Origin of the sequence: Mycobacterium bulgaricum (assembly GCF_041287165.2) — a bacterium.
GTDB classification, from domain to species: Bacteria; Actinomycetota; Actinomycetes; order Mycobacteriales; family Mycobacteriaceae; genus Mycobacterium; species Mycobacterium bulgaricum.
This window is the reverse complement of sequence record NZ_JBGGKV020000001.1, coordinates 812,115-836,426: the sequence shown is the minus strand read 5'-3', so window position 1 is coordinate 836,426 and position 24,312 is coordinate 812,115. Positions and strand designations below refer to the sequence as shown.

At 66.6% G+C, this 24,312-nt stretch carries 22 protein-coding genes; 11 read left to right on the top strand and 11 right to left on the bottom strand.

The genetic code is table 11. The features are described 5' to 3' along the window. Positions 1-7: 7 nt before the first annotated feature. From fadD17 to ACAG24_RS04070, 5 genes are read left to right on the top strand one after another with little or no spacing between them, the layout of a single operon-like run. Positions 8-1,519 (top strand): long-chain-fatty-acid--CoA ligase FadD17, encoded by a 1,512-nt coding sequence (gene fadD17, locus ACAG24_RS04090; protein WP_445206163.1) that lies wholly within the window; start codon positions 8-10, stop codon positions 1,517-1,519. Next, positions 1,516-3,195, top strand: a complete 1,680-nt coding sequence (casI, locus tag ACAG24_RS04085; protein WP_370471387.1) for a steroid-22-oyl-CoA synthetase — start codon at positions 1,516-1,518, stop codon at positions 3,193-3,195. The genes fadD17 and casI overlap by 4 nt, the downstream gene beginning before the upstream one ends. Then, positions 3,179-4,726 (top strand): FAD-binding protein, encoded by a 1,548-nt coding sequence (locus ACAG24_RS04080; protein ID WP_370471386.1) that lies wholly within the window; start codon positions 3,179-3,181, stop codon positions 4,724-4,726. The genes casI and ACAG24_RS04080 overlap by 17 nt, the downstream gene beginning before the upstream one ends. Then, positions 4,723-5,862 (top strand): 3-ketosteroid-9-alpha-monooxygenase, oxygenase component, encoded by a 1,140-nt coding sequence (locus tag ACAG24_RS04075; RefSeq protein ID WP_370471385.1) that lies wholly within the window; start codon positions 4,723-4,725, stop codon positions 5,860-5,862. Before ACAG24_RS04080 ends, ACAG24_RS04075 begins: the two co-directional genes overlap by 4 nt. Before the next feature lie 48 nt (positions 5,863-5,910). After that, positions 5,911-6,609, top strand: coding sequence for a helix-turn-helix domain-containing protein (locus ACAG24_RS04070; RefSeq protein ID WP_370471783.1), 699 nt, complete (start codon positions 5,911-5,913; stop codon positions 6,607-6,609). Here the strand turns inward: ACAG24_RS04070 and ACAG24_RS04065 are convergent. From ACAG24_RS04065 to fadD19, 4 genes are read right to left on the bottom strand one after another with little or no spacing between them, the layout of a single operon-like run. Then, on the bottom strand, positions 6,546-6,941 hold the full coding sequence (locus ACAG24_RS04065) for a VOC family protein (protein WP_370471384.1): 396 nt from the start codon (positions 6,939-6,941) through the stop codon (positions 6,546-6,548). The genes ACAG24_RS04070 and ACAG24_RS04065 overlap by 64 nt on opposite strands. A gap of 25 nt (positions 6,942-6,966) precedes the next feature. After that, positions 6,967-8,541: an acetolactate synthase large subunit gene (locus ACAG24_RS04060; RefSeq protein ID WP_370471383.1), complete on the bottom strand. Its 1,575-nt coding sequence runs from the start codon at positions 8,539-8,541 to the stop codon at positions 6,967-6,969. Positions 8,542-8,561: 20 nt separating this feature from the next. Then, entirely contained in the window at positions 8,562-9,683 is a 1,122-nt protein-coding gene (locus ACAG24_RS04055; RefSeq protein WP_370471382.1) for an NAD(P)H-dependent flavin oxidoreductase, read from the bottom strand. A gap of 28 nt (positions 9,684-9,711) precedes the next feature. Next, positions 9,712-11,364, bottom strand: a complete 1,653-nt coding sequence (fadD19, locus tag ACAG24_RS04050) for a medium/long-chain-fatty-acid--CoA/3-oxocholest-4-en-26-oate--CoA ligase (RefSeq protein ID WP_370471381.1) — start codon at positions 11,362-11,364, stop codon at positions 9,712-9,714. A gap of 68 nt (positions 11,365-11,432) precedes the next feature. On the opposite strand from fadD19, the gene ACAG24_RS04045 reads away from it, so the two are divergent. Continuing rightward, the gene (locus ACAG24_RS04045) at positions 11,433-12,233 is read left to right on the top strand and encodes a crotonase/enoyl-CoA hydratase family protein (RefSeq protein ID WP_370471380.1); all 801 of its coding nucleotides are present in this window, start codon (positions 11,433-11,435) and stop codon (positions 12,231-12,233) included. 11 nt (positions 12,234-12,244) lie between these two features. Here the strand turns inward: ACAG24_RS04045 and ACAG24_RS04040 are convergent, their stop codons facing one another. The 3 genes from ACAG24_RS04040 to ACAG24_RS04030 all read right to left on the bottom strand — a co-directional run bounded on the left by ACAG24_RS04040 (position 12,245) and on the right by ACAG24_RS04030 (position 15,303). Further along, on the bottom strand, positions 12,245-13,468 hold the full coding sequence (locus ACAG24_RS04040) for a cytochrome P450 (RefSeq protein WP_445206162.1): 1,224 nt from the start codon (positions 13,466-13,468) through the stop codon (positions 12,245-12,247). Continuing rightward, positions 13,465-14,157 carry an acetoacetate decarboxylase family protein gene (locus ACAG24_RS04035; protein ID WP_370471781.1) on the bottom strand — a complete coding sequence of 231 codons (693 nt, stop codon included), beginning with the start codon at positions 14,155-14,157 and terminating at the stop codon, positions 13,465-13,467. The genes ACAG24_RS04040 and ACAG24_RS04035 overlap by 4 nt, the downstream gene beginning before the upstream one ends. A gap of 114 nt (positions 14,158-14,271) precedes the next feature. After that, positions 14,272-15,303: an LLM class F420-dependent oxidoreductase gene (locus ACAG24_RS04030; protein ID WP_370471379.1), complete on the bottom strand. Its 1,032-nt coding sequence runs from the start codon at positions 15,301-15,303 to the stop codon at positions 14,272-14,274. A gap of 70 nt (positions 15,304-15,373) precedes the next feature. Here ACAG24_RS04030 and ACAG24_RS04025 point away from each other — a divergent pair, with 70 nt between their 5' ends. The 3 genes from ACAG24_RS04025 to ACAG24_RS04015 are packed head-to-tail and all read left to right on the top strand — an operon-like array spanning position 15,374 to position 18,626. After that, a complete protein-coding gene (locus ACAG24_RS04025) occupies positions 15,374-16,366 on the top strand; it encodes a Zn-ribbon domain-containing OB-fold protein (RefSeq protein ID WP_370471378.1) in 993 nt (330 codons plus the stop codon). Between the two features lie 14 nt (positions 16,367-16,380). After that, a complete protein-coding gene (locus ACAG24_RS04020) occupies positions 16,381-17,439 on the top strand; it encodes a thiolase family protein (RefSeq protein ID WP_370471377.1) in 1,059 nt (352 codons plus the stop codon). Beyond that, on the top strand, positions 17,439-18,626 hold the full coding sequence (locus ACAG24_RS04015; protein WP_370471376.1) for a thiolase family protein: 1,188 nt from the start codon (positions 17,439-17,441) through the stop codon (positions 18,624-18,626). Before ACAG24_RS04020 ends, ACAG24_RS04015 begins: the two co-directional genes overlap by 1 nt. Here ACAG24_RS04015 and ACAG24_RS04010 read toward each other — a convergent pair. Both ACAG24_RS04010 and ACAG24_RS04005 read right to left on the bottom strand, forming a co-directional pair. Then, on the bottom strand, positions 18,584-19,225 hold the full coding sequence (locus ACAG24_RS04010; protein ID WP_370471375.1) for a TetR/AcrR family transcriptional regulator: 642 nt from the start codon (positions 19,223-19,225) through the stop codon (positions 18,584-18,586). The two genes, ACAG24_RS04015 and ACAG24_RS04010, sit on opposite strands and share 43 nt — an antisense overlap. 4 nt (positions 19,226-19,229) lie before the next feature. Beyond that, positions 19,230-20,438 (bottom strand): MFS transporter, encoded by a 1,209-nt coding sequence (locus ACAG24_RS04005; protein ID WP_370471780.1) that lies wholly within the window; start codon positions 20,436-20,438, stop codon positions 19,230-19,232. A 196-nt stretch (positions 20,439-20,634) separates the two neighbouring features. Between ACAG24_RS04005 and ACAG24_RS04000 the strand changes: the two genes are divergently transcribed. Beyond that, positions 20,635-21,798 (top strand): 3-ketosteroid-9-alpha-monooxygenase, oxygenase component, encoded by a 1,164-nt coding sequence (locus ACAG24_RS04000; protein WP_370471374.1) that lies wholly within the window; start codon positions 20,635-20,637, stop codon positions 21,796-21,798. A gap of 60 nt (positions 21,799-21,858) precedes the next feature. Then, positions 21,859-22,317 carry a hypothetical protein gene (locus ACAG24_RS03995; protein ID WP_370471373.1) on the top strand — a complete coding sequence of 153 codons (459 nt, stop codon included), beginning with the start codon at positions 21,859-21,861 and terminating at the stop codon, positions 22,315-22,317. A gap of 57 nt (positions 22,318-22,374) precedes the next feature. On the opposite strand, the gene ACAG24_RS03990 is transcribed toward ACAG24_RS03995, so the two are convergent. Both ACAG24_RS03990 and ACAG24_RS03985 read right to left on the bottom strand, forming a co-directional pair. Next, a complete protein-coding gene (locus ACAG24_RS03990; RefSeq protein WP_370471372.1) occupies positions 22,375-23,520 on the bottom strand; it encodes a sulfotransferase family protein in 1,146 nt (381 codons plus the stop codon). Next, entirely contained in the window at positions 23,520-24,311 is a 792-nt protein-coding gene (locus tag ACAG24_RS03985) for an SDR family oxidoreductase (protein ID WP_370471371.1), read from the bottom strand. Before ACAG24_RS03985 ends, ACAG24_RS03990 begins: the two co-directional genes overlap by 1 nt. Position 24,312 lies beyond the last annotated feature (1 nt).

The following is a 24,312-nucleotide window of genomic DNA, read 5'->3' as shown; positions in this document are numbered from 1 at the left end:
ACAGCCGGTGCCGACCGTCTCGTCGCTGCTTTCGGCCCTCACCGAGGTCGACGACCGCGGTGTGCAGTGGGTGGACCCTGACACGGACGCCACGTCGTTCGTCAGTTGGCGCAACCATATTCGCGATGGCGCGGCCCTGGCCGCGGCGTTGCGGGCGCGGCTCGACGGGGACCGCCCGCCGCATGTCGGTGTGTTGTTGGGCAACACACCGTTCTTCGGCACCGTTTTGGTGGCGGCGGCGCTGTCGGGCATCGTGCCGGTCGGACTCAATCCGACCCGGCGCGGCGAGGCCCTGCTCCGCGACATCGCGCACGCCGATTGCCAACTCGTGCTGGCCGACCGGGAGAACTCCCAGGACGCCGTCGCGTCGATCGACGTCGAATCACCTCAGTTCCGTGACGAACTCGCCGCTCACGCAGATGCCGCTGTCAGTTTCAGGTCCGCCGACCCCGACGACCTGTTCATGCTGATCTTCACCTCCGGGACGAGCGGTGACCCGAAGGCTGTGCGGTGCACCCACGAGAAGGTGGCCTTTCCCGGGGTCATGCTCGCGGAGCGGTTCGGGCTCGGCCCGTCGGACACCTGCTATCTGTCGATGCCGCTGTTCCATTCGAACGCGATCATGGCCGGCTGGGCGCCCGGAGTCGCGGCCGGTGCGTCGATCGCTCTGCGTCGCAGGTTCTCCGCGTCGCAATTCATCCCGGACACCCGTCGCTTCGGCGCGACGTACGCCAACTACGTCGGCAAGCCGCTGTCCTACATTCTTGCCACCCCTCCGAAGCCTGACGATGCCGACAACCCACTGCGAGTGGCCTACGGAAACGAGGGTGCACCACGGGATCTGAGCCGGTTCGCGGAAAGGTTCGGGGTGCAGGTCGTCGACGGATTCGGTTCCAGCGAGGGCGGCGTGTCCATCGCGAGGACACCCGACACCCCTGAGGGTGCCCTGGGTCCCCTGGTGGGCGGGGTGACCATTCTCGACGTCGAAACCGGCGCCGAATGTCCTCCCGGCGTGATCGGCGAACTGGTGAACACCAAAGGGCCGGGCCAGTTCCGGGGTTACTATCGGGATCCGAAGGCCGAAGAGGATCGGATGCGCGGCGGTGTCTACCACAGCGGTGATCTGGCCTATCGCGACGAGAACGGCTTCGCGTACTTCGCGGGCAGACTCGGCGACTGGATGCGCGTCGACGGCGAGAATCTCGGCACCGCACCGATCGAACGCATCCTGATGCGTTTCCCCGGGGTGACGGAGGCCGCGGTGTACCCGATTCCCGACCCCGCTGTCGGCGACCAGGTGATGGCGGCTCTCGTCCTGCCGGCCGACATCGCCTTCGACCCGGATGCCTTCACCGACTTTCTCGGTGCGCAAACCGATCTCGGACCCAAGCAGTGGCCCAAGTACGTCCGCACAGCCACGGAGTTGCCCCGCACCGAGACCTTCAAGGTCCTCAAACGCCGGCTGTCGGCCGAAGGGACAGACTGCGACGATCCCGTCCACAAGATCGCCCGGCCATGAGCGCCACGCGCCGCGACGACATCGCCACGATGCTGCTCGACCGCATCGGCGACGAGCACCTGGGCCTGCGCACCCGAGAACAGGACTGGACCTGGGATGAGGTCGTCGGCGAATCTGCGGCGCGGGCATCGCTGGCACACGCGTTGCACGACAACGGACTCGGCCCCCTTCACATCGGCGTCCTGCTCGAGAACGTGCCTGATTTCGTCTTCTGGCTCGGCGGCGCCGCCCTGGCCTCTGCCACGATTGTCGGGCTCAACCCCACCCGCGGCGCCGCGGATCTGGCCGCCGACATCCGGCACGCCGACTGTCAGCTGATCGTCACCGACACCGCCGGCGCACAGCGCCTGCACGCTCTCGACCACGGCGTGTCCCCCGATCGGTTACTCGTCGTCGACGACCCGGAGTACCAGCGCAGGCTCGGCGTCCACCGCCGCGGCGAGCCCGCCGCGGCGGTGGACGCCGACGCTAATTCGCTGTTCCTCCTGTTGTTCACGTCAGGAACCACGGGCACATCGAAAGCCGTCAAGTGCAGCCAGGGCCGCCTCGCCCGCATCGCCTACACGGCCACCGACAAGTTCGGCCACCACCGCGGGGACGTCGACTACTGCTGCATGCCGCTGTTCCACGGCAACGCGCTGATGGCGCTGTGGGCACCGGCGCTCGCCAACGGTGCCACCGTCTGCCTCACCCCGGCGTTCTCCGCATCGCGGTTCCTTCCCGACGTCCGGTACTTCGGCGCCACGTTCTTCACCTATGTCGGCAAGGCGCTGGCGTATCTGATGGCCACGCCCGAGCAACCCGATGACGCCGACAATCCGCTGGTTCGGGGGTTCGGCACCGAGGCCTCCCCGGAGGATCAGACCGAGTTCCGCCGCCGCTTCCACGCCGAACTCTTCGAGGGCTATGGCTCCAGCGAGGGCGGCGCGGTGGCGACCCCGGACCCCGCAGCGCCGCCCACGGCCCTCGGCAGACCCGCGCATGACGATGTGATGGTCGTAGATCCCGAGACGCTGAAGACCTGTGCGACAGCCATTCTCGACCCCCAGGGCAGGATCCTCAACCCCGACGAGGCGATCGGCGAGATCGTGGACCGGCGGGGGGCCAGAGATTTCGAGGGCTACTACCGCAACGACACCGCCGACGCCGAGCGGGTACGCAACGGCTGGTACTGGTCGGGTGATCTTGGCTACGTCGACGACGCGGGCTTTCTGTACTTCGCCGGACGCCGCGGCGACTGGATCCGCGTGGACGGCGAGAACACCTCGGCGTTGACCATCGAACGGGTGCTGCGCCGCCATCCCGCGGTCATCACGGCCGGCGTTTACGGCGTTCCCGACCCGCGGTCGGGTGATCAGGTGATGGCCGCCCTCGAGGTCCCCGACCCGGCGTCGTTCGACGTCGACGCGTTCGCCGCCTACCTCTGCGACCAGGAAGACCTCGGCACCAAAGGTATTCCACGATTGTTGCGGGTGTCGGCAAACCTGCCCGCCACGGGATCGAACAAAGTCCTCAAGCGCGAACTGCAGGCGCAGCGCTGGCACACCGACGAAGCCGTCTACCGCTGGGAGGGCCGTGGCCGGCCCGAATACCGGCGGATGACCGATGACGACCGCGCGGCGCTGGACGCGGAATTCGCCACGCACGGAAGGGACCACCATGTCAGTCTGGGATGAGACCACCGACATCCTCGTCGTGGGCTCCGGCGCCGGAGGGGTGACGGGCGCCTACACCGCGGCCCGCGAAGGACTCGAGGTGATCCTTGTCGAAGCGACCGAGAAGTTCGGCGGCACCACCGCGTACTCGGGCGGCGGCGGAATGTGGTTCCCGTGCAATCCCGTCCTGCAGCGCGCCGGTGCCGACGACACCATCGAGGACGCTCTTGAGTACTACACCGCTGTGGTCGGTGACCGCACGCCGCGGGCACTTCAGGAGACCTACGTCCGTACCGGAGCCCGGCTGATCGAGTACCTGGAAACCGATGAGCTGCTTGCGTTCTCGCTGCTGCCGTGGCCCGACTACTTCGGCAAGGCGCCCAAAGCACGCGCCGACGGCATGCGCCACATCGCGGCCAAGCCGCTCAAAGTGGCTGCGGCGCCGGAGCTCCGTGAAGCAGTCCGGGGTCCGCTTGACGCTGATCGGCTCGGAGCACCGCAGCCCGACGACTATTTCGTCGGCGGGCGGGCGCTGGTCGCACGATTGCTCGCCGCCGCGGCACGACACCCGAACTCGTCGGCGCGGTTGAACACCGCCCTTGTCGAGCTCGTCGTCGAGGACGGCGCGGTCACCGGTGCCGTCGTCGAGTCGGACGAGAAGCGCACCCGCATTCGAGCACGGCGCGGAGTCCTGTTGGCGGCAGGCGGTTTCGAGCACAATGACGAGATGCGGGCGCTCTACGGAGTGCCCGGCAGTTCGCGGGACACCATGGGCCCGCCCGGGAATCGCGGGCTCGCACATCTGGCCGGGATCGCCGCCGGCGCCGACACCGATCTGATGGACCAGGCATGGTGGTCGCCCGGTCTGACCCACCCCGACGGCACCTCCGCCTTCGCGCTGTGGTTCACCGGCGGCATCTTCGTCGACGACCACGGCGAACGGTTCGTCAACGAGTCTGCAGCATACGATCGTCTCGGCCGTGCCGTGCTTGCGGCGATGGATGAAGGCAAGGTCAGCCTGCCGTTCTGGATGGTCTACGACGACAGCGAGGGGCTAATCCCACCGGTCAAGGCCACGAATGTCTCGATGGTCGAGCCCGAGAAGTACGTCGCCGCGGGGTTGTGGCGCACCGCGGACACACTCGAAGAGCTCGCCGCCGAGATCGGCGTGCCCCCACGCAATCTGGTGGACACGGTGGCGAGGTTCAACGAATTCGTCCGGCAGGGAACCGACGAGGACTTCGGCCGTGGCGACGAAGCGTACGACCGGGCGTTCCCCGGAGGCGCACCGCCGTTGTACGCGATCGAGAAGGGCCCGTTCCACGCCGCGGCGTTCGGAGTGTCCGACCTCGGCACCAAAGGCGGATTGCGCACCGATACCGCAGCGCGGGTCCTCGACTCGGCGGACAATGTGATTCCGGGACTCTACGCAGCAGGCAACACGATGGCCGCACCCAGCGGCACCGCCTACCCAGGCGGCGGCAACCCGATCGGCACCAGCATGGTTTTCAGCCACCTGGCCGTGCTGGACGCAAAGGAGCGCACCATATGACCGAGACCATTCGCGACATCGACACCGGCAAGGCCATGACGCGGTTCGCCCGCGGGTGGCACTGCCTCGGGCTGGCCGAATCCTTCCGCGACGGGCAACCCCACGGCATCAACGCCTTCGGCACGATGCTGGTGGTGTTCGCCGACTCCCAGGGGGAGATCAAAGTGCTCGACGGCTACTGCCGTCACATGGGCGGAAACCTCGCCCAGGGCACCGTCAAAGGTGACGAGGTGGCCTGCCCGTTCCACGACTGGCGCTGGGGCGGCGACGGACGATGCAAGCTCGTCCCGTACGCGAAGCGGACGCCGCGCCTGGCCCGCACCCGCGCCTGGCAGACGACCGAGGTGAACGGCCAGCTGCTCGTGTGGCACGACCCCGAGCATTCCGCTGCCCCGGCCGAACTGATCCCGCCCACCATCGAGGGTTACGACGAGGGACGTTGGTCACCGTGGCAGTGGAGCTCGATCCTCATCGAGGGCGCGCACTGTCGCGAGATCGTCGACAACAACGTCGACATGGCGCACTTCTTCTACATCCACCACGCCTACCCGACGTATTTCAAGAACGTCATCGAAGGCCATACCGCCAGTCAGTTCATGGAGTCGAAGCCGCGGCCCGATTTCACCCCCAATCCCGAGAAGCTCTGGGAGGGAACGTATCTGCGTTCCGAGGCGACCTATTTCGGCCCTGCCTACATGATCAACTGGCTGCACAACGATCTGGCGCCCGGATTTACGGTCGAGGTGGCACTGATCAACTGCCACTACCCCGTCACCCACAACTCGTTCATGCTGCAGTGGGGTGTGGCGGTGCAGGAGATGCCGGGTCTGCCCGCGGACAAGGCGGCCAAGCTGGCTGCCGCGATGAACCGCTCGTTCGGGGACGGGTTCCTCGAGGATGTCGAGATCTGGAAGAACAAGTCGCCCATCGACAATCCGCTCCTCACCGAGGAAGACGGTCCCGTCTATCAACACCGGCGCTGGTACGAGCAGTTCTACGTCGACGCGGCCGAGGTCACCGCGGACATGACCGACCGCTATGAGCAGGAAGTCGACACCACCCACGCCTACGACCTCTGGCAGCAGGAGGTCGAAGAGAACATGGCGGCCCGGAAAACTCCGGAGACCGCCACCTGAGCAACACCCGGCCCGCCGAGTAACGTCGGGCTGGTGAGCTACCGCGAGATGCCCGCCCCCGCGTCTCTGCGCGATCTCGCAGAATGCGTGTGGGTCAGACAGGGTGCGGACACTGCGCGAATATTGCCTGATGGCTGTATGGATCTCATCGAGTTCGACGATGGTGTGGTGGTCGCCGGACCGGACACCCGAGCTCACGTCAGCGAGCCCCAGTCGCCGGTCGCGACGGGGATCCGCTTCCGCCCTGGCGCCCTGCCCCGGCTGCTCGGCATCCCCGCCTGCGAGTTCCGTGGTGTGCGGGTCCCGCTGGCCACGGTACGTCCGGACCTTGAGAGCGCGCCGCTGATGTCTGCGGTCGACCGGCTGCTGAAAGGTGAGGCCACCCGGGAGACGGCGCCGTGGCCCGTCGAGCAACTCGCCCACGTCACCCACCGTTTCTGGACGGGTGCGTCGGTGCAGTCGGTGGCTGACGACATCGGTTCGTCGGCAAGGAATCTGCAGCGCCAGAGCGCGGCCGTCTACGGCTACGGCCCGGCGATGCTGCGCCGGGTCTTGAGGTTCCGGCGTGCCGTTCACCTACTGCGGGCCGGCCGGGCGATCGCGGACACCGCCCACGTGACCGGCTACTCCGACCAGGCACATTTCTCACGTCAGGTCCGCGACCTCGCCGGCGTCTCCGCCAGTCAGCTGGCCAGCGGCGAGTACAGGTCCACTGACGTTCCGTCCGGGTCCTCGACCGTCGCGTAGCGCTGACCCCAGAACGCGTCGAATGGTGCCAGCACACCGGAATGGCCTGCGCCGGTAAGTTTCTCGTAGAGCGCGTCGACGGCGTCGGGTGCGTTCAGCTCGAACCCGATGACGACGCGGCCGGCCTGCGTCGGCGCGGTCCACCCGGGATGCACACCGGCGATGGTCTCCTCGGTGTCGAACGCGAGCGTGCCGCCACCGGGCAGGTCGACTTCCACGTGCGGACCGTCGGGGTCCGGCACGTCGAGCCCGAGCAGGCGGTAGAACGCCAACGACCGGCTCAGGTCGGAGGCAACGATCTCGATGGCCGTCGATGTCACACGAATGTCCATGCCCGCCACGCTAAGCGCGCGACGGTTACCCGGTCTTGAACAAATCGGACACGACCGACGGAACCACGGCCTCGATCAGGTGCGGGCCGGGTTCGTCGAAGGCAACGGCGAGGGCGGAGGCGAACTCCTCCGCGGTCGTGACGCGGCGCCCGGGTACACCCATCCCCTCGGCGATCTTGACGAAATCGAGGCCGGGATTGCCGAGATCCAGCAGCTGCAGGGCATTCGGGCCGGGGCTCGCGGCGTTGGCGGTGCCGACGCGCTGCAGTTCGATCCGCAGGATGTCGTAGGCGCCGTTGTTGAAGATCACGGTGGTGACGTCGAGGTTTTCGCGCGCCTGCGTCCACAGCGCAGACACGGTGTACATGGCCGACCCGTCCGCCTGCAGCGACAGCACAGGCCGGCCGGGGGAAGCCATGGCGGCTCCGATCGCGGCGGGCATCCCGTAGCCGATCGCGCCGCCGGTCAGAGTCAGCACATCGTGGGCCGGCGCGCCCGCGGTCGCGGCGGCGATACCGACCCCCGCGGTGTTCGATTCGTCGACCACGACGGCGTTGTCGGGCAGCAGCGCGCCGATCACCGCGGCAGCCGAGAAGGACGTGAGATCCCCTGACGGCATCGCCGGCCGTGCGGCAGGGGCCACCGCCGCGACGCTTCCCGGCGCGAGTTCGTCGGCCACCCGTTCCAACGCCGTCGCGGCACCTGAGCACTTCGCCAGCACGTGCACGTCGCAGTTCTCGGGCACGAGGTCGCCGGCGCGCCCCGGGTAGGCGAAAAACGAGACGGGAGACGGTGCGCCGGCGAGGATCAGATGCTCGGCGCCGGCCAGCTGCTCCTCGGCGGCCTCGGCGAAATACGCGAGCCGCTCCACCGCGGGGACGCCGGCTCCACGCTCCAGCCGCGTCGGAAACGTCTCGCACAGCACCTTGGCGCCGGTCGCCTCGGCGATCCTCACCGCCGCGGACAGTCCGGGAACCCTCGTCGCATCACCCCCGATCAGCAGCACCGTCGGTGCACCAGAGGTCAGTGCCGTCACCACATCGCGCACCGCATCGTCGTCCGCCACGGGCGGGTGCGCGTCCTGCGGATCGGGGTCGATGGCCTCGGCGTCGCTCCAGGACACGTCGGCAGGCAGGATCAGCGTCGACACGATTCCGGCGTGGCTGGCGGTCACCGCGTCGACGGCGTCGATCGCGATCTCGGCGGTGTCCAGCGTCCGACGCACCCAGCCGGACACCGTGCGGGCGAGCGCGTCGATGTCGGATTCCAGTGGGGCGTCGTATTTCTTGTGGTACGTCGCGTGGTCACCGACGACCACGACCATGGGCACGTGCGCCCGCCGGGCGTTGTGCAGGTTGGCCAGGCCATTGCCCAGTCCGGGCCCGAGGTGGAGCAGCACCGCGGCGGGCCTGTCAGCCATGCGGGCATAGCCGTCAGCCGCGCCTGTCGCGACACCTTCGAACAGGGTCAGCACTCCCCGCATCTGGGGCACCTCGTCGAGCGCTGCGACGAAATGCATCTCTGACGTGCCGGGGTTGGCGAAGCACACGTCGACGCCGTGGCCGACGAGGGTGGTGAGAAGAGTCCGGGCGCCGATCACATCTGCTGTTATACGCCCGCTCAGTCGTTGCGAATACCGTCCAGACGCTTGGAGGCTTCTTCGAATCCGCTCACCAGCTCGGCGATGATGTCGGCGACGGGCCGGATCTCGTTCATCCGCCCGACGATCTGACCGACCGGCATGGCCACGGCGGTGGGGTCGGCCGACTCGCTCATCCGCTGGTGGGCCTCGCTGACGAGAATGTTCTGCAGCGGCATCGGCAACGGATCGGGGGCACCTTCGGCGTCCCACGCGTCCGTCCACCGGCTCTTGAGCAGGCGTGCCGGCTTGCCCGTGTAGATCTTGCGACGCACCGTGTCGGCGGACGTGGCCTTCAGCATGGCTTCCTGAATCACCGAACGACCAGACTCCAGACGCACGCCGAGGTCGTACTCGGCTGAGGTCAGGAACGCCGAGCCCATCCACACCCCTTGGGCGCCAAGGGCCAGCGCGGCCGCCACCTGACGGCCGGTGCCGATGCCTCCGGCGGCGAGCACCGGAGCCTTGCCGTCGAGCGCGTCGACGATCTCGGGCCACAACACCATGGAGCCGATCTCACCGGTGTGCCCTCCGGCCTCGTGGCCCTGCGCGACGACGATGTCGACGCCGTTCTCCACATGGCGCAGAGCGTGTTTCGGCGAACCGGCCAGTGCTGCCACCGGAACACCCGCCTCGTGGACCTGATCGATGACGTCCTTGGGAGGCGAGCCCAGCGCGTTGGCGATGAGCTTGATCGGATGCTTGAGCGCGACGTCGACGTGGCTGCGCGCCACCGAATGCAGCCACCCCAGAACACCTTCCGAGCGCTCTTCGTCCTCGGGTAGTGGCGGCACCCCGAGGTCGGCGAGGGTCTTGTCGACGAACTCGCGATGCTCGGCCGGGATGAGCTTGTTGATGTCGACCGACGTGCCCTCGGTCGGAATCTTGGCCGGCATGACGATGTCGACGCCGTAGGGCTTGCCGTCGGTGTTGGCGTCCATCCACTGCAGGACGTTCTCGAGGTCGTCGGCGTCGTTGAACCGCACGCAGCCGAGCACGCCCAGGCCGCCGGCCTTGCTGACCGCCGCGGCCACCTTCTCCGATGGGGTGAAGACGAAGATGGGGTACTCGATGCCGAAGCGATCGCAAAGTTCGGTTCTCATTATTTTTCCCGTCGCTTCGCTCGCCCGATCATGCCGATGCTCCTGCGTGCTTCTCGTGGACGTCGTCAGCGGGACGTTCCTCGGTGGTGTCCTTGGCCCAGCGGTAGTCGGGCTTGCCCGCGGGTGAGCGCTTAACCTCGTCGACCAGCCAAAGACTCCTTGGCACTTTGTATCCCGCGATCTCCTTGCGGACGAACGCGTCGAGGTCGGCGAGTGTGGGGCGCGTCCCTTCGCGGGCCGCCACGACGGCGGCGACATGCTGGCCGAACCGCGGGTCCGGCACGCCGACCACGAGCGCGTCGAACACATCGGGGTGCCCCTTGAGCGCGGCCTCGACCTCTTCGGGATAGATCTTCTCACCGCCGGAGTTGATCGAGACCGAGCCGCGGCCCAGCATCGTCACGGTGCCGTCCGCCTCGACCTCGGCGAAGTCGCCCGGAATCGCATAGCGCACACCGTTGTATGTGCGGAACGTCTCGGCGGTCTTCTTCTCGTCCTTGAAGTAGCCGACCGGGATGTGGCCGCACTTGGCGATGATGCCGCGCTTGCCCGAGCCGGGCTCGATCTCGTTGCCGTCCTCGTCGAGGACTTTGGTGTTCTTGTCGATGGTGACGCGCGGACCACCGGTGTGCGACTGGCCTTTCGCCACGACGCTGGTGCCGCCGAAGCCCGTCTCCGAGGAGCCGATCGAGTCGGTGATGACGCGGTTGGGCAGCAGCTCGAGGAACTTCTCCTTGAGGCTGGTGGAGAACAGCGCCGCGGTGCTCGCGAGCAGGAACAGCGAGTCCAGGTCGTAGGTGTTGCCGGCATCCTGGTGGGCCAGCAGCGCGTCGAGCAGCGGGCGCGCCATGGCGTCGCCGGTGAAGAAGAGGAGGTTGACCTTGTGGTCGTGGATCGTCCGCCACACCGAGTCGGCGTCGAATTCCGGTGTGAGCACGGTGGTCTGGCCGGAGAAGATCGACATCCAGGTGCATGACTGGGTCGCACCGTGGATCATCGGCGGGATCGGGTAGCGCACCATCGGCGGGTTCGCGGCTGCCTGCTTGGACAGGTCGTACTCGTCGGCGATCGGCTCGCCTGTTGCGAAGTCGGTGCCGCCGAACAGAACTCGATAGATGTCCTCGTGGCGCCACATGACACCCTTCGGGAAGCCGGTGGTGCCGCCGGTGTAGAGCAGGTAGATGTCGTCCTCGCTGCGCGGACCGAAGTCGCGTTCCGGCGACCCCTGCTCGAGCGCGGCGTAGAACTCGACGCCGCCGTAGCGCTGATAGTCGTCATCGGATCCGTCCTCGACGACAAGAATCGTCGTGACGTTCGGGGTCTCGGGCAGGACATTGGCGACGCGGTCGGCGTAACGGCGCTCGTGCACCAGCGCGACCATGTCCGAATTGTCGAACAGGTACTTCAGCTCGCCCTCGACGTAGCGGAAGTTGACGTTGACCAGGATCGCGCCGGCCTTGATGATGCCGAGCATCGCGATGACGATCTCGATGCGGTTGCGGCAGTACAGGCCGACCTTGTCGTCCTTCTTGACACCCTGGTCGAGGAGGTAGTGCGCCAGGCGGTTGGCCTTGTCCTCCAACTGGGCGTAGGTCAGTTGTTCGTCACCCGAGATCAGGGCAACGCGGTCAGGCACGGCGTCGATGGCGTGCTCGGCAAGATCGGCGATGTTCAGGGCCACGGCTCTAAATTAGAACGTGTTACATTTCGTGACAAGTCGCTGTCTTCGATGATGAAAGGCGCCCGCCCGTGACTGAGCCCGATAAAGGTCCCGACGCCCTCGTTGAGCAGCGCGGACACACGCTGATCCTGACGCTCAACCGGCCGGAGGCGCGCAACGCGCTGTCCACTGAGATGCTCTCGATCATGGTCGACACCTGGAACCGTGTCGACGAGGATCCCGAGATCCGGAGCTGCATCCTGACCGGGGCCGGCGGCTACTTCTGCGCAGGCATGGACCTCAAGGCCGCGTCGAAGAAGCCGCCGGGTGATTCGTTCAAGGACGGCAGCTACGACCCGTCGAAGATCGAAGGTCTGCTGAAGGGCCGCCGGCTGACGAAGCCGCTGATTGCCGCCGTCGAGGGCCCCGCGATCGCGGGCGGTACCGAGATCCTGCAGGGCACCGACATCCGCGTCGCCGGCGAAAGCGCGAAGTTCGGTATCTCAGAGGCCAAGTGGAGCCTCTACCCGATGGGTGGATCCGCGGTGCGTCTGCCGCGCCAGATCCCGTACACCATCGCGTGCGACCTGCTGCTGACCGGACGCCACATCACCGCGGCCGAGGCGCTGTCCTATGGCTTGATCGGCTATGTGGTGCCGGACGGCACCGCGCTGGAGAAGGCGCTCGAGATCGCCGAGGTGATCAACAACAACGGTCCGCTGGCGGTGCAGGCGATCCTCAAGACCATTCGCGAAGCCGAGGGCATGCACGAGGAAGAGGCATTCAAGCCCGACACCGCCAACGGCATCCCGGTGTTCCTGAGCGAGGACGCCAAGGAAGGCCCGCGTGCGTTCAAGGAGAAGCGGCCTCCGAACTTCCAGATGAAGTAGCGCCGTCGGCGTCAGCCCAGCACCCTTGCCGTCGGCGTGAACACCACGGGCATCGACTCCAGGCCACTGACGAAGTTCGCCGGCCGCAGCGGCAATGCGCTGGGGTCCGCGAGCCGGAGGTCGGGCAGGCGTTGCAGGATTTTGTTCAGCATCAGCCGCAGCTCGAGGCGGGCCAGCTGGTTGCCGAGGCAGAAGTGTGTACCGAAGCCGAACGCGACGTGGCTGTTGGGGTTTCGGTCGATGCGGAAATTCTCCGGGTCGCCGAACACCGATTCGTCGAAGTTGGCCGACTCGAACATCAGCATGATCTTCTCGCCCGACTTCAGCGACGTGCCATGAAATTCGGTGTCGGCCGTCAATGTCCGGCACATGTTCTTCACCGGCGACGTCCAGCGCAGCATCTCCTCGATCGCGCCGGGTAGCAGCTCCTCAGGATTTGTCACCAGTTGCTTCCACTGATCCTGGTGCCGCAGAAGCTGTTCCGTGCCGCCGGACAGCGTGTGGCGGGTGGTCTCGTCCCCGCCGATGAGGATCAGCAGTGTCTCGAAGACGATCTCGTCGTCCGACATCCGCTGACCTTCGACCTCGGCGTTGACGAGGATCGAGAAGAGATCGTCACGGGGGTTGGCCCGCCGGTCGGCGATCACCTCCATCGTGAACGCGGTGTATGCGGCGAAGGTCTCCATCAGTTTCTGGATGACCGTGTCGTCCACGGTGGACGACAGCCCGCACACCAGATCGTCGGACCACTCGAGCAATTTGTCGCGCTCCTCGGGCAGCACGCCGAGCATGTCCCCGATGACCGCCATCGGCAGCGGCGCGGCGATGTCGCGGACGAAGTCCGCCTCACCGCGCTCGCACACCGCGTCGATCAGTGTGTCGCAGAGCTTTTCGATCGACGGCACCTTGTCCATCACCCGCTTGCGGGTGAAGCCCGAATTCACGAGCTTGCGCCGCAGGACGTGTGCGGGATCGTCCATGTCGATCATGTACGGCATACCGGGCTGATCGGGGCGGATGCCACCGGTGTTGGAGAACAGCTCCGGGTTGCGCTCGGCGTCGAGCACCGCCGCGTAGGTGGTGGCCGCGGCGAGTCCGTTGCGATCACGGAACACCGGCTGGTTGGCGCGCATCCACGCATACGCCGCGCGCGCGGCGGGGCCGTCGGCGTAGAAATTGCCGTCGGCCAGGTCGACATCGAGTCCGGCTTCCACCATGGGAGTGGTTGAGGTCATCGGTTTCCCACAATCTTCGAATCGGCGAATGTCATGTCGACGTTGGCCGCCGAGCTCGACACGAGTGCGCGTTTGGGCAAGCCTAGAGACGAAAGTTCCGCCGCGTAGGGATGTTCGCCCAACCGGATCTGGACGCCGCCGGGGCGGTAACGGACGCCCGAGAGCACCATCTCCCCCGCCGTTTCCCGCGTGACACCGTCGAGGTGCGAGTACGTCGAATGCACTTGTCTGCGACCGGTGAACGCAGAAGGGATCGGGATGCCCGGCGCGAATTCCATGCTGAGGGCGTGCTGACCGTCGATGGTCACATCGAAGCCGAACTGACCGCCCTTGCGAATGGTGAAGTCGGCCATCACCTTCGGGTAGCCCCAGATGGTCCGGCCGGCCTCCAGCGTGAACGACTGGTCGACGGGCAGGTGGTGCACGAACGCGCCCGCCGATTGCAGCGCCTTCAGGCCGGTGGCCTCACTGCCCGGCGGGTTGACCATCACGTTGGTGCCGTACTCGTAGTACTGGCCGAGGTCGGTGTCCTCGTAGCGCATCAACATCAGCACGACGAGCGCTCGGCGGTTACCCCTGCCGAACCGGCACACCTGCAGCCCGCTGTAGTCGATCATCCGTTGGGCGGCGCCGGCGTCGACGGCGAACATCGCGGTGTGCTGAAACGCCGTGCGGACCCGCACCGGCATCGTCAGCGTGGTGTCCTGAATCGTGTGTTGGGAGGGCGGAGACACAGTGCTGTCGGTCACACCGCCAATCTAGAACGATCACTAGACAGTCGGCAACAATGTGTCTAGTCGACTTCAGACGAGCGCGGCCAGATCCCGAATCTGCTCAGGCGATCGCGCCCCGACGACCATCATCGTCACGCCCGAGGCTTCCCATGCCTTGATCTGCTCCTGGACGTAGGCAAGGTCTCCGACGATCGCGGAGTCGTCGACGAGTTCGTCGGGGATGACCTTGGCAGCCTCGCCCTTGCGGTCACTGCGGAAGAGCTTGGTGACGTCGTCGACGACCTCCGCGTAGCCCATGCGGCGGTAGACGTCGGCGTGGAAGTTGGTGTCCTCGGCGCCCATTCCGCCCATGTAGAGCGCGAGGTGCGGCTTCATCAACTCCATGATGGCGGGACGGTCGTCGGTGACGACCACCTGCGCCGTCGCGCAGATCTCGAACGTCTCCCGGGTGCGCCGCGCACCGGGACGGGCGAAGCCCTCGTCGAGCCACTCGTTGTACATGGCCCCGATCCGCGGCGAGTAGAAGATGGGCAGCCAGCCGTCGGCGATCTCGGCGGCGAGTGCGACGTTCTTGGGCCCTTCGGCGCCGAGCATGACCGGGATGTCGGCGCGCAGGGGATGGGTGATCGGTTTGAGGTTCTTACCCAGACCGGTGGTGCCGTCGCCGCCCAATGGCAGCGGGTAGTGGGGTCCGTCGCTGTGCACCGGTGCTTCTCGCGCCCAGACCTGTCGGAGGATGTCGATGTACTCGCGGGTGCGGGCCAGCGGCTTCGGGAACTTGGCGCCGTACCAACCCTCGACGACCTGGGGACCGGAGACGCCGAGGCCGAGGATGTGCCGTCCGCCCGACAGGTGGTCGAGGGTCAGCGCCGCCATCGCGCACGCCGTGGGAGTGCGGGCCGACAGTTGGATGACGGACGTGCCCAGCCGCATCCGTGTCGTCTCGCGGCCCCACCACGCCAGCGGCGTGTAGGCGTCGGAACCCCATGCCTCGGCGGTGAACACCGTGTCGAACCCGGCCTCCTCGGCCGTCGCGACGAGTTCGGCGTGATTGGTCGGCGGCTGCGCGCCCCAGTATCCGAGCTGCAAACCCAACTTCATGCCACTCGTCCTTCCGGGCCACCGGGCCCCGTTCTTGAAACGAAACTTAGAACCTGTTCTACTCGATGGCGTGACCACCAGCCAAAGCAGCCCGGTGCAGATCGATCCCCATGAGCCGCCGCTTTCCGCGCCGCTGAAGCTCGCATTCGACTACACCCGTTCAGTCGGTTCGCTCCTCGGTGAGTTCTTCACCGCGCTACGTGAGCGGCGCATCGTCGGAGTTCGCGGATCGGATGGCCGGGTCCTGGTCCCGCCCGCCGAGTACGACCCCGTCACCTGGGAGCAATTGACCGAGATCGTACCGGTGGCCAGTGTCGGCACGGTGATGTCGTGGACATGGCAGCCCGAGCCGCTCGAGGGGCAGCCCCTGGCCCGCCCGTTCGCGTGGGCCCTGATCCTGCTCGACGGCGCCGATACACCGCTGCTGCACGCGGTCGATGCCGGCGGATCCGACGCCATCACCACCGGCACCCGCGTTCATGCGCATTGGGTCGACGAGCCCGTCGGCGCGATCACCGACATCGCGTACTTCGCACTGGGGGACGATCCCGAGGACGTTCCCCCGCCGCAGGAGGGTCTCGACCCGGTGACGATGCTGGTAGTGCCGACGTCGATCGAAATCCAGCACACCGCATCGCTTCCCGAGAGCACCTTCCTGCGCGCGCTGGAGCAGGGCAAGCTCCTCGGCGCCCGCACGGGCGAGGACGGCAAGGTGTATTTCCCGCCGAAGGAGGCCAACCCGGCCACCGGCCTCGAACTCGACAATTACGTCGAGCTTCCCGACAAGGGCACGGTGACGACGTTCGCGATCATCAACATCCCGTTCGCGGGGCAGCGCATCAAGCCGCCCTACGTTGCGGCCTACGTGCTGCTCGACGGCGCCGACATCCCGTTCCTGCATCTGGTCACCGAGATCGATCCGAGCGAGGTGCGGATGGGCATGCGAGTTCAGGCGGTGTGGAAGCCCAAGGAGGAGTGGGGCCTCGGCATCGACAACATCGACTACTTCAGGCCCACAGGCGAACCCGACGCCGACTACGACACCTACAAGCACCACCTGTGAGGACTGACTAACACATGACTGAAGTAGCCGTCGTGGGCTTCGCGCACGCGCCCCACGTCCGCCGCACCAACGGCACCACCAACGGTGTCGAGATGCTGATGCCGTGTTTCCACAGGCTGTATTCCGAGCTGGGTCTCAAGCAGACCGATCTGGGATTCTGGTGCTCGGGATCATCGGATTACCTTGCCGGCCGGGCATTCTCGTTCATCTCGGCCATCGACTCCATCGGAGCCGTGCCCCCGATCAACGAGTCACACGTCGAGATGGATGCGGCCTGGGCGCTGTACGAGGCCTACATCAAGATCCTCACCGGCGAGGTCGAGACGGCGCTGGTCTACGGGTTCGGCAAGTCGTCGGCGGGCACGCTGCGCCGCGTCCTGTCGTTGCAGACCGACCCGTACACCGTGGCTCCGCTGTGGCCGGATGCGGTCAGCATGGCCGGTCTGCAAGCCCGCTTCGGTCTGGACTCCGGCAAGTGGACGGCCGAGCAGATGGCCCAGGTCGCATTGGACGCGCAGACAGCTTCCCCGCGGGTCGACCGCCTGGAGCCCGGCACCAGCGTCGAGGAGCTCCTGGAGCAGCCGTACTTCGCAGACCCGTTGCGGCGCCACGACATCGCGCCGATCACCGACGGTGCGTCGGCGATCGTGCTCGCCGCAGGGGATCGTGCCCGCGAGCTGCGCGAGAATCCGGCCTGGATCACCGGGATCGAACATCGCATCGAGACGCCGGTCCTGGGCGCCCGTGATCTGACGACATCGCCGTCCACTGCGGCGTCGGCTGCCGCGGCCACCGGTGGCGACGCGTCGTCGATCGAGATCGCCGAGATCTACGCCCCGTTCAGTCATCAGCAGCTCATCCTGAAGGAGGCGATCGGGCTGTCCGACAGCACGACGATCAACCCGTCGGGCGGCGCACTGGCTGCCAACCCGATGTTCTCGGCCGGCCTGGAGCGGATCGGCTTCGCCGCGCAGCACATCTTCGCGGGCAACGCCTCTCGGGTGCTGGCCCATGCAACGAGCGGCCCTGCGCTGCAACAGAATTTGGTCGCTGTCTTGGAAGGCAAGAACTGATGGCTTCGAAAACAGGCAAGAAGCTCGCTGCCGTTCTCGGCACCGGACAGACGAAGTACGTGGCCAAACGCACCGACGTCTCCATGAACGGTCTGGTCCGCGAGGCCATCGACCGCGCGCTCGCGGATGCCGGCGTCACATTTGCCGATATCGACGCGGTCGTGGTCGGCAAGGCTCCGGATTTCTTCGAGGGCGTCATGATGCCCGAGTTGTTCATGGCCGATGCCACCGGCGCGACCGGCAAGCCGCTGATCCGGGTGCACACCGCGGGTTCGGTGGGTGGCTCGACGGCCGTCGTGGCCGCCAGCCTGGTGCAGTCGGGCAAGTACCGGCGCGTGCTCACGATGGCCTGGGAGAAGCAGTCGGAGTCGAACGCCATGTGGGCACTGAGCATTCCGGTGCCGTTCACCAAGCCGGTGGGCGCGGGAGCAGGCGGGTACTTCGCCCCCCATGTGCGCGCCTACATTCGGCGGTCGGGAGCTCCGGTTCACATCGGCGCGATGGTGGCCGTCAAGGACCGTCTCAATGCGGTGAAAAACCCGCTGGCGCATCTGCATCAGCCCGACATCACGCTGGAGAAGGTGATGTCCTCGCCCATGCTGTGGGATCCGATCCGCTACGACGAGACCTGCCCGTCGTCAGACGGGGCAGCCGCACTGGTCATCGGCGATGAGGCGAGCGCCGATGCCCGTGTCGCCGAGGGACATCCGGTGGCCTGGATCCATGCGACCGCGCTGCGCACCGAACCGCTTGCGTATGCGGGCCGCGACCAGGTCAACCCGCAGGCGAGCCGTGACGCCGCTGCCGCTTTGTGGAAAGCCGCCGGGATCACCAGCCCGATCGACGAGATCGATGTGGCCGAGGTCTACGTTCCCTTCTCGTGGTATGAGCCGATGTGGTTGGAGAGCCTCGGTTTTGCGGCCGAGGGCGAGGGCTGGAAGCTCACCGAGGCGGGAGAGACGGCCATGACCGGCCGCATCCCGTTCAACCCGTCCGGGGGCGTGCTGTCGTCGAATCCCATCGGCGCCTCGGGCATGATCCGGTTCGCCGAGTCGGCGATCCAGGTGATGGGCAAGGGCGGCGAGCATCAGGTCCAGGGCGCCCGAAAGGCGCTCGGCCATGCGTACGGCGGTGGCGCGCAGTACTACTCGATGTGGGTGGTCAGCTCGGATAAGCCCGGCTCCTGATCGACCTGGCCGAGGCAGCCCTGCCACACGGTCTGGACCAGCCGGTCGATCGACGCGTCGTCGAGAGTCGGCATGCCGAACACCAACCGGTAATACGGCGGTGACACGAGCGCGTCGACGGCGACTTCGACGTCGGTGTCCGCCGGCAGCTCACCGTTGCCGACCGCGTCGCGCACGATGGCCGCGATGGCGCCTCGGCGTGGCGTGATCCACTGTTCGAACAGTGCGTGCTCGATCGCCCGGTCGGACGCCGATGCCGCAATCACGTTGCGCAGCAACGGTCCGACCTCGGGGTCGGCCAGGAAACCGAAGAGCGCTTTGACGTGGTGGGTGATCGCGTCGACGGAGTTGCTTCCCGGCGGACGGGTGACGGAGTTGCGCACCCTCTCGTAGAGCCCCTCGAGAACGATGGATGCCGCCGACGGCCACCACTTGTAGATGGTCGTGCGGCTGACCTCGGCACGCTTGGCGATGGCCTCGACTGTGGCCGCCGCAGGGCCACCCCGTAGCGCGAGCTCGGCGGCCGCCGTCAGCACAGCACTGCGCACCGTCTCACTGCGAGGACGACCGCGGCGGGGCGCAGGCTGCTTGTCGTCCACCCGCTCAGTTTATTGCCGGCACCCGCTGCGAACCGGCGACTGCGACGACCAAACTGAGACCGGCGGCGACGACGCCGAACCCGAACATCACGGGGTAGCTCACCCAGTGCGACAGGAACGCCATCGCTGCGGGCACGCCGAATCCGAGGTAGCAGAGGCTGTAGAACACTGCCGTCATCCCGGCGAGATCGTCGGGTCCCGCGATGCGCTGGATCTCCTGCAGGCCGGCCAGCAGTGCCATCCCGTATCCCGCGCCGAGCACCGCCGCGGCCACCACGGACGCCCACACCGTCAAGGCCGCTGCAGCCCACACCGCCACAGCCATACCCGCCACCACGAACGCCATGGCCACGAGCACGCCCGCACGGCCCGACACGAGGTTGCGTCCGAAATGCTGAACGCTGAAGCCGACACCCAGCGTGACGGCGCACAGCAGGGCCGAGAATGCGATCGGCGCCGCCGAGACGTGGTCGCTCATCAGCGCGGGAAGAACGGCATAGGCCGATGCGCCCGCACCGAAGACCCATGGGGCGACGGGCATCACGACGAGCACAAAGCGGCGGTGCGAGGCGCCGGGGAGGGCGAGATCCGTCCACAAGGGCTGTCCCGTGTCGTGGCGCGCACGCGTCTCGGGGGCGGTGAGGAGCAACGCGGCGGCGCCGAGGGCCATCGCGATGTTGAGCGTGTAGGGCAGGACCGACGGCGCGGGTCCCCATTCGGCCAGCACGCCCGCGACGCCTGCGCCGAGCCCGAACCCCGCAGTCAGGCTCATCGCCGCGCGCCGTGCGCCTGCGTCGCCGTTCTCCCACGGCGGGCTAGACAGCTCCTTGATCCAGCTTCCGCCGACGGCCATCGCAAGCCCGAGCGCGAGTCCGCTGAACACTCGGCCGGTCGCGAGCATCGCCGCTGAATGGGCACCTGTCGCAAGGATCAGTGATCCGATGGCCGCAAGAACGGGGGCGGGAAGCATCAACGGACGGCGGCCGAACCGGTCGGACAGCGGGCCGCCGATGAGTAGCGCGGGCACGATGCCCAGCACGTAGGCGAACAGCAGGAGATCGACCGTCACGGCGGAGAACCCGTCATGTACCCGGTACATGACCAGCAGCGGTGTGAATTCGTTCCCGCCCCACGCGATCGCGAACGTCGCCGCGGCGACCGTCAGCCAGCGTCGCGCAGAACGCACGGGATATGCGCCGGTAGCCGGGCGCATGGTCGTCGCGGTCACGTCGTCACCCGCCCTCCATTAATGAACACTCTGTCCACTATATAGGTGGCGCGCAAATGGGTATCCCCGCCCGGGAGTGGCGAAGGCGACACTGTGCGCAGGTGAGCAGCGATTGAATTGCCCGAAAGAGGGCAAAACTGTAACGTGTTCTAGTTAGAGACCGAGAGTTTGGAGGCCACAGGTGAGCACAGAAACCACTGGGGCAACCGCTGGCATTCGCGAAATCGACACAGGTGCCCTGCCTGACCGGTTCGCCAGGGGTTGGCATTGCCTTGGACCGGTCAAGGACTACCTGGACGGAAAGCCTCATGGCATCGAGATCTTCGGCACCATGCTGGTCGTCTTCGCCGATTCGCAGGGCGAACTGAAGGTCCTGGACGGCTACTGCCGCCACATGGGCGGCAATCTCGCCCAGGGCGAGATCAAGGGCGACGAGGTCGCCTGCCCGTTCCATGACTGGCGCTGGGGCGGCGATGGCAAGTGCAAGCTCGTCCCCTATGCCAAGCGCACCCCGCGGCTGGCCCGCACCCGGGCCTGGCACACCGATGTCCGCGGCGGTCTGCTCTTCGTCTGGCATGACCACGAAGGCAACCCGCCGCAGGAAGAAGTCCGCATCCCGGAGATCGCGGAGTGGTCCAGCGGCGAGTGGACCGACTGGAAGTGGAATTCGATGCTCATCGAGGGCTCCAACTGCCGCGAGATCATCGACAACGTCACCGACATGGCGCATTTCTTCTACATCCACTTCGGGCTGCCGACGTATTTCAAGAACGTGTTCGAGGGCCACATCGCCAGCCAGTACCTGCACAACGTCGGCCGGCCCGACGTCAACGACATGGGCACCGCCTACGGCGAGGCGTCGCTCGATTCGGAGGCCAGCTACTTCGGTCCGTCGTTCATGATCAACTGGCTGCACAACAAGTACGGCGACTTCAAGGCCGAGTCGATCCTGATCAACTGCCACTACCCGGTCACACAGGATTCGTTCATGCTGCAGTGGGGCGTCATCGTCGAGAAGCCCAAGGGCCTCGATGACAAGACCACCGAGAAGCTGGCCGACGCCTTCACCGACGGTGTCAGCAAGGGTTTCCTGCAGGACGTCGAGATCTGGAAGCACAAGACCCGCATCGACAATCCTCTGCTCGTGGAGGAGGACGGTGCGGTGTATCAGATGCGCCGCTGGTACCAGCAGTTCTATGTCGATGTCGCCGACGTGACGCCGGAGATGACGGACCGCTTCGAGATGGAGGTCGACACGACGATCGCCAATGAGAAATGGGCCGTCGAAGTCGAGGAGAATCTCAAGGCGCGTGAAGCCGAGAAGGCGGAGCAGCCGGCGACATGACTTCAGCGAGTAGCGAAGCGGATCGCGCATGACTTCAGCGAGTAGCGAAGCGGATCGCGCATGACTGACGTGCCCGATGTGGACCGCCTCGCCAAGTCGATGCTCCTGCTCCACGGGCACGACGAGGACGAGCACGACCACGGCGCCCCGTCCGGTGACAGAGCGCCCGGGTCTTGGCGCAAGGCACCGGATTTCGCGTCTGATCCGGATCGGGCCGCGGCGGTGCGGGAAGGCACCGACCGCGACCGCCAGCGCTATCTCACCTCCGGGCTGGTGTCCGTCGACTGCCGTTTCTGCCACGTGGCGGTGCAGGTCAAGAAGCTCGGACCCACGCACACCTCGGTGCAGTGGAACGCCGAGGCCACCAAGCGTTGCGCGCACTTCTCAGAAATCCGAGATGCCGGTGGGGATCCCGCACGCGCGCGGTCCTGCCCACGCTTGGCCGACAGCATCAGGCATGCCGTGTCCGAGGGCTGCCTGGAGGAGTACTCGAGCGCACCGTCGCCCGGCGACGGCTGAGCCGTCAATCAAACCCCGACGGCTGAGCCGTCAATCAAACCCCGACGGCTGAGCCGTCTACAGCCCCTTGAACCGTTCCTTGACCTGCTCGTCCGTCAGGCCGTAGTCCGCGAGCGAGTAGGTGTGCTTAGGAGCCCGGGGACCCTTCTTGCTTTCCTCGTGGGTGTGCTGCACCGACGCGCGGGCCTCATCGGTGTACTCGATACCGAAGGCACGGTAGATGTCCTCGACGGCGCCGACCGGGTCTTTGATCAGCTTGAAGTAGTCGAGATCGTAGAACTGCGCCGGATCGTGCTTGGCCCGTTCGGCGTTGAAGAGCTCCAGCCCGCGTGACCAGGTCTCCATCGAATCGGCGCCGATCACATCACCGGTAAAGGTGTTCGACCAACCCTCGGTGGTGTGCTGGGCAAGCGAGCACATCGACGCCATGATCGTCTCGGCCGGCCGGTGACACTGCACCACCAGCGCATCCGGATACGCCGCGAACAATGCGTCGAGCGCGAACAGATGACTCGGATTCTTGAGCACCCAGCGCTTCTCGCGATCGTTGAGCCCGATCAGCTGCAGGTTGCGCCGGTGCCGCTGATAGGGCTTGGTCCAGTCCTGACGCGCCAACCACTGCGAGTAGGTCGGCACGTGCGCCAACGTCTCGTAGGACACCGAATGCAACGACTGCCGCAGCAGCTGCCAGCATTCCTCCACCTCGTCGGCGGTCATGAAATGCAGCCCTGTGTAGTCCGGGTTCTCTTCGTGGGCCTTGGTGAACTGCGCGTCGAGCTGCTGGAAAACCGGGTTCTGCGACCAGGTTTCGCGAGGCGGCCGCGGTTGGGGGAACTCGGCCAGCCAGAGTTCGAGGCCCTGGTGGCGGGGATCCCCGGCCAGCAGTCGGTGCACCGCCGTCGTGCCGGTGCGGGGCAAGCCCGTCACGAAGATCGGTCGTTCGATGGGCACGTCGGCATGTTCGGGGTACTGCTTGAACGCCGCCTCCGAGACGAGCCGGGCGACGAGCGCGTTGCGGACGAAGAACCGCTGCATCTTGCTGCCGAATTCGGTCAGATCGGCGTCGCGCTGGAACGACTCAAGGAGCACGCCGAGCGCTTCGCGGTAGTTGTCGTCGTCGGTGCCAAAATCGTCGAGGCCGCAGGCCTTGACGGCCGATGCGTGCAGGTCCTCGACGGTTCCTACGTTGGTCCGTCCGCTCATCAGGCTTTGTACTCCCCGCAGTTCACGTCGAGTGCCTGACCGGTGATGCCACTGGACAGGTCGCTGGCCATGAACAGGATCGCCGAGGCGACCTCGTCCTCGGTGGGCAGTCGCTTGAGGTCGGAGGCCGCCGCCGTGGCCTTGTAGATCTCCTCGACAGTGGTGCCGTACTTTCCGGCCTGATGCTTGAAGTAGGACTCCAGTGTTCCGCCCCAGATGTAACCGGGCAGAATCGAATTCACTCTGATGCCCTGATCGCCGAGCTCGGTGGCCAGCGTCTGCGACATCGCGAGCAGGGCCGATTTGGCCATCTTGTAGGCGCCGTACTTTGCCTGCGAGTGCCGGACGACCATCGAATTCACGTTGACGACAGAGCCTTTCGACTCGGCGAGGGCCGGGGTGAAGGCCTGCACCATACGCAGCGCACCGAAGACCGTCAACTCGATCGCGTCGCGCATGTGCTCGAAGGTGGTGTTGGCGAACGGCTTCATCGACGGAACGCGGAACGCGTTGTTGATGAGCACGTCGACTTTTCCGTACGCCTTGAGCGATTCCGCGACGAGATTGTCGACCTGCGCCTCGTCGGTGATGTCGGTGCCGACCGAGACGGCCCGCCTGCCCAGATCGGTGATCTGCTTGGCGACGTCGTCGAGGCGTTCGACAGTGCGTGCTGCGAGCACCAGGTCGGCGCCGGCCTCGGCGCAGCGCCGGGCAAGGGTGGTGCCCAACGCGGGTCCGACCCCGCTGATGACGACGACCTTGCCGTCCAGAAGCCCTGCGGAACCCGTCACG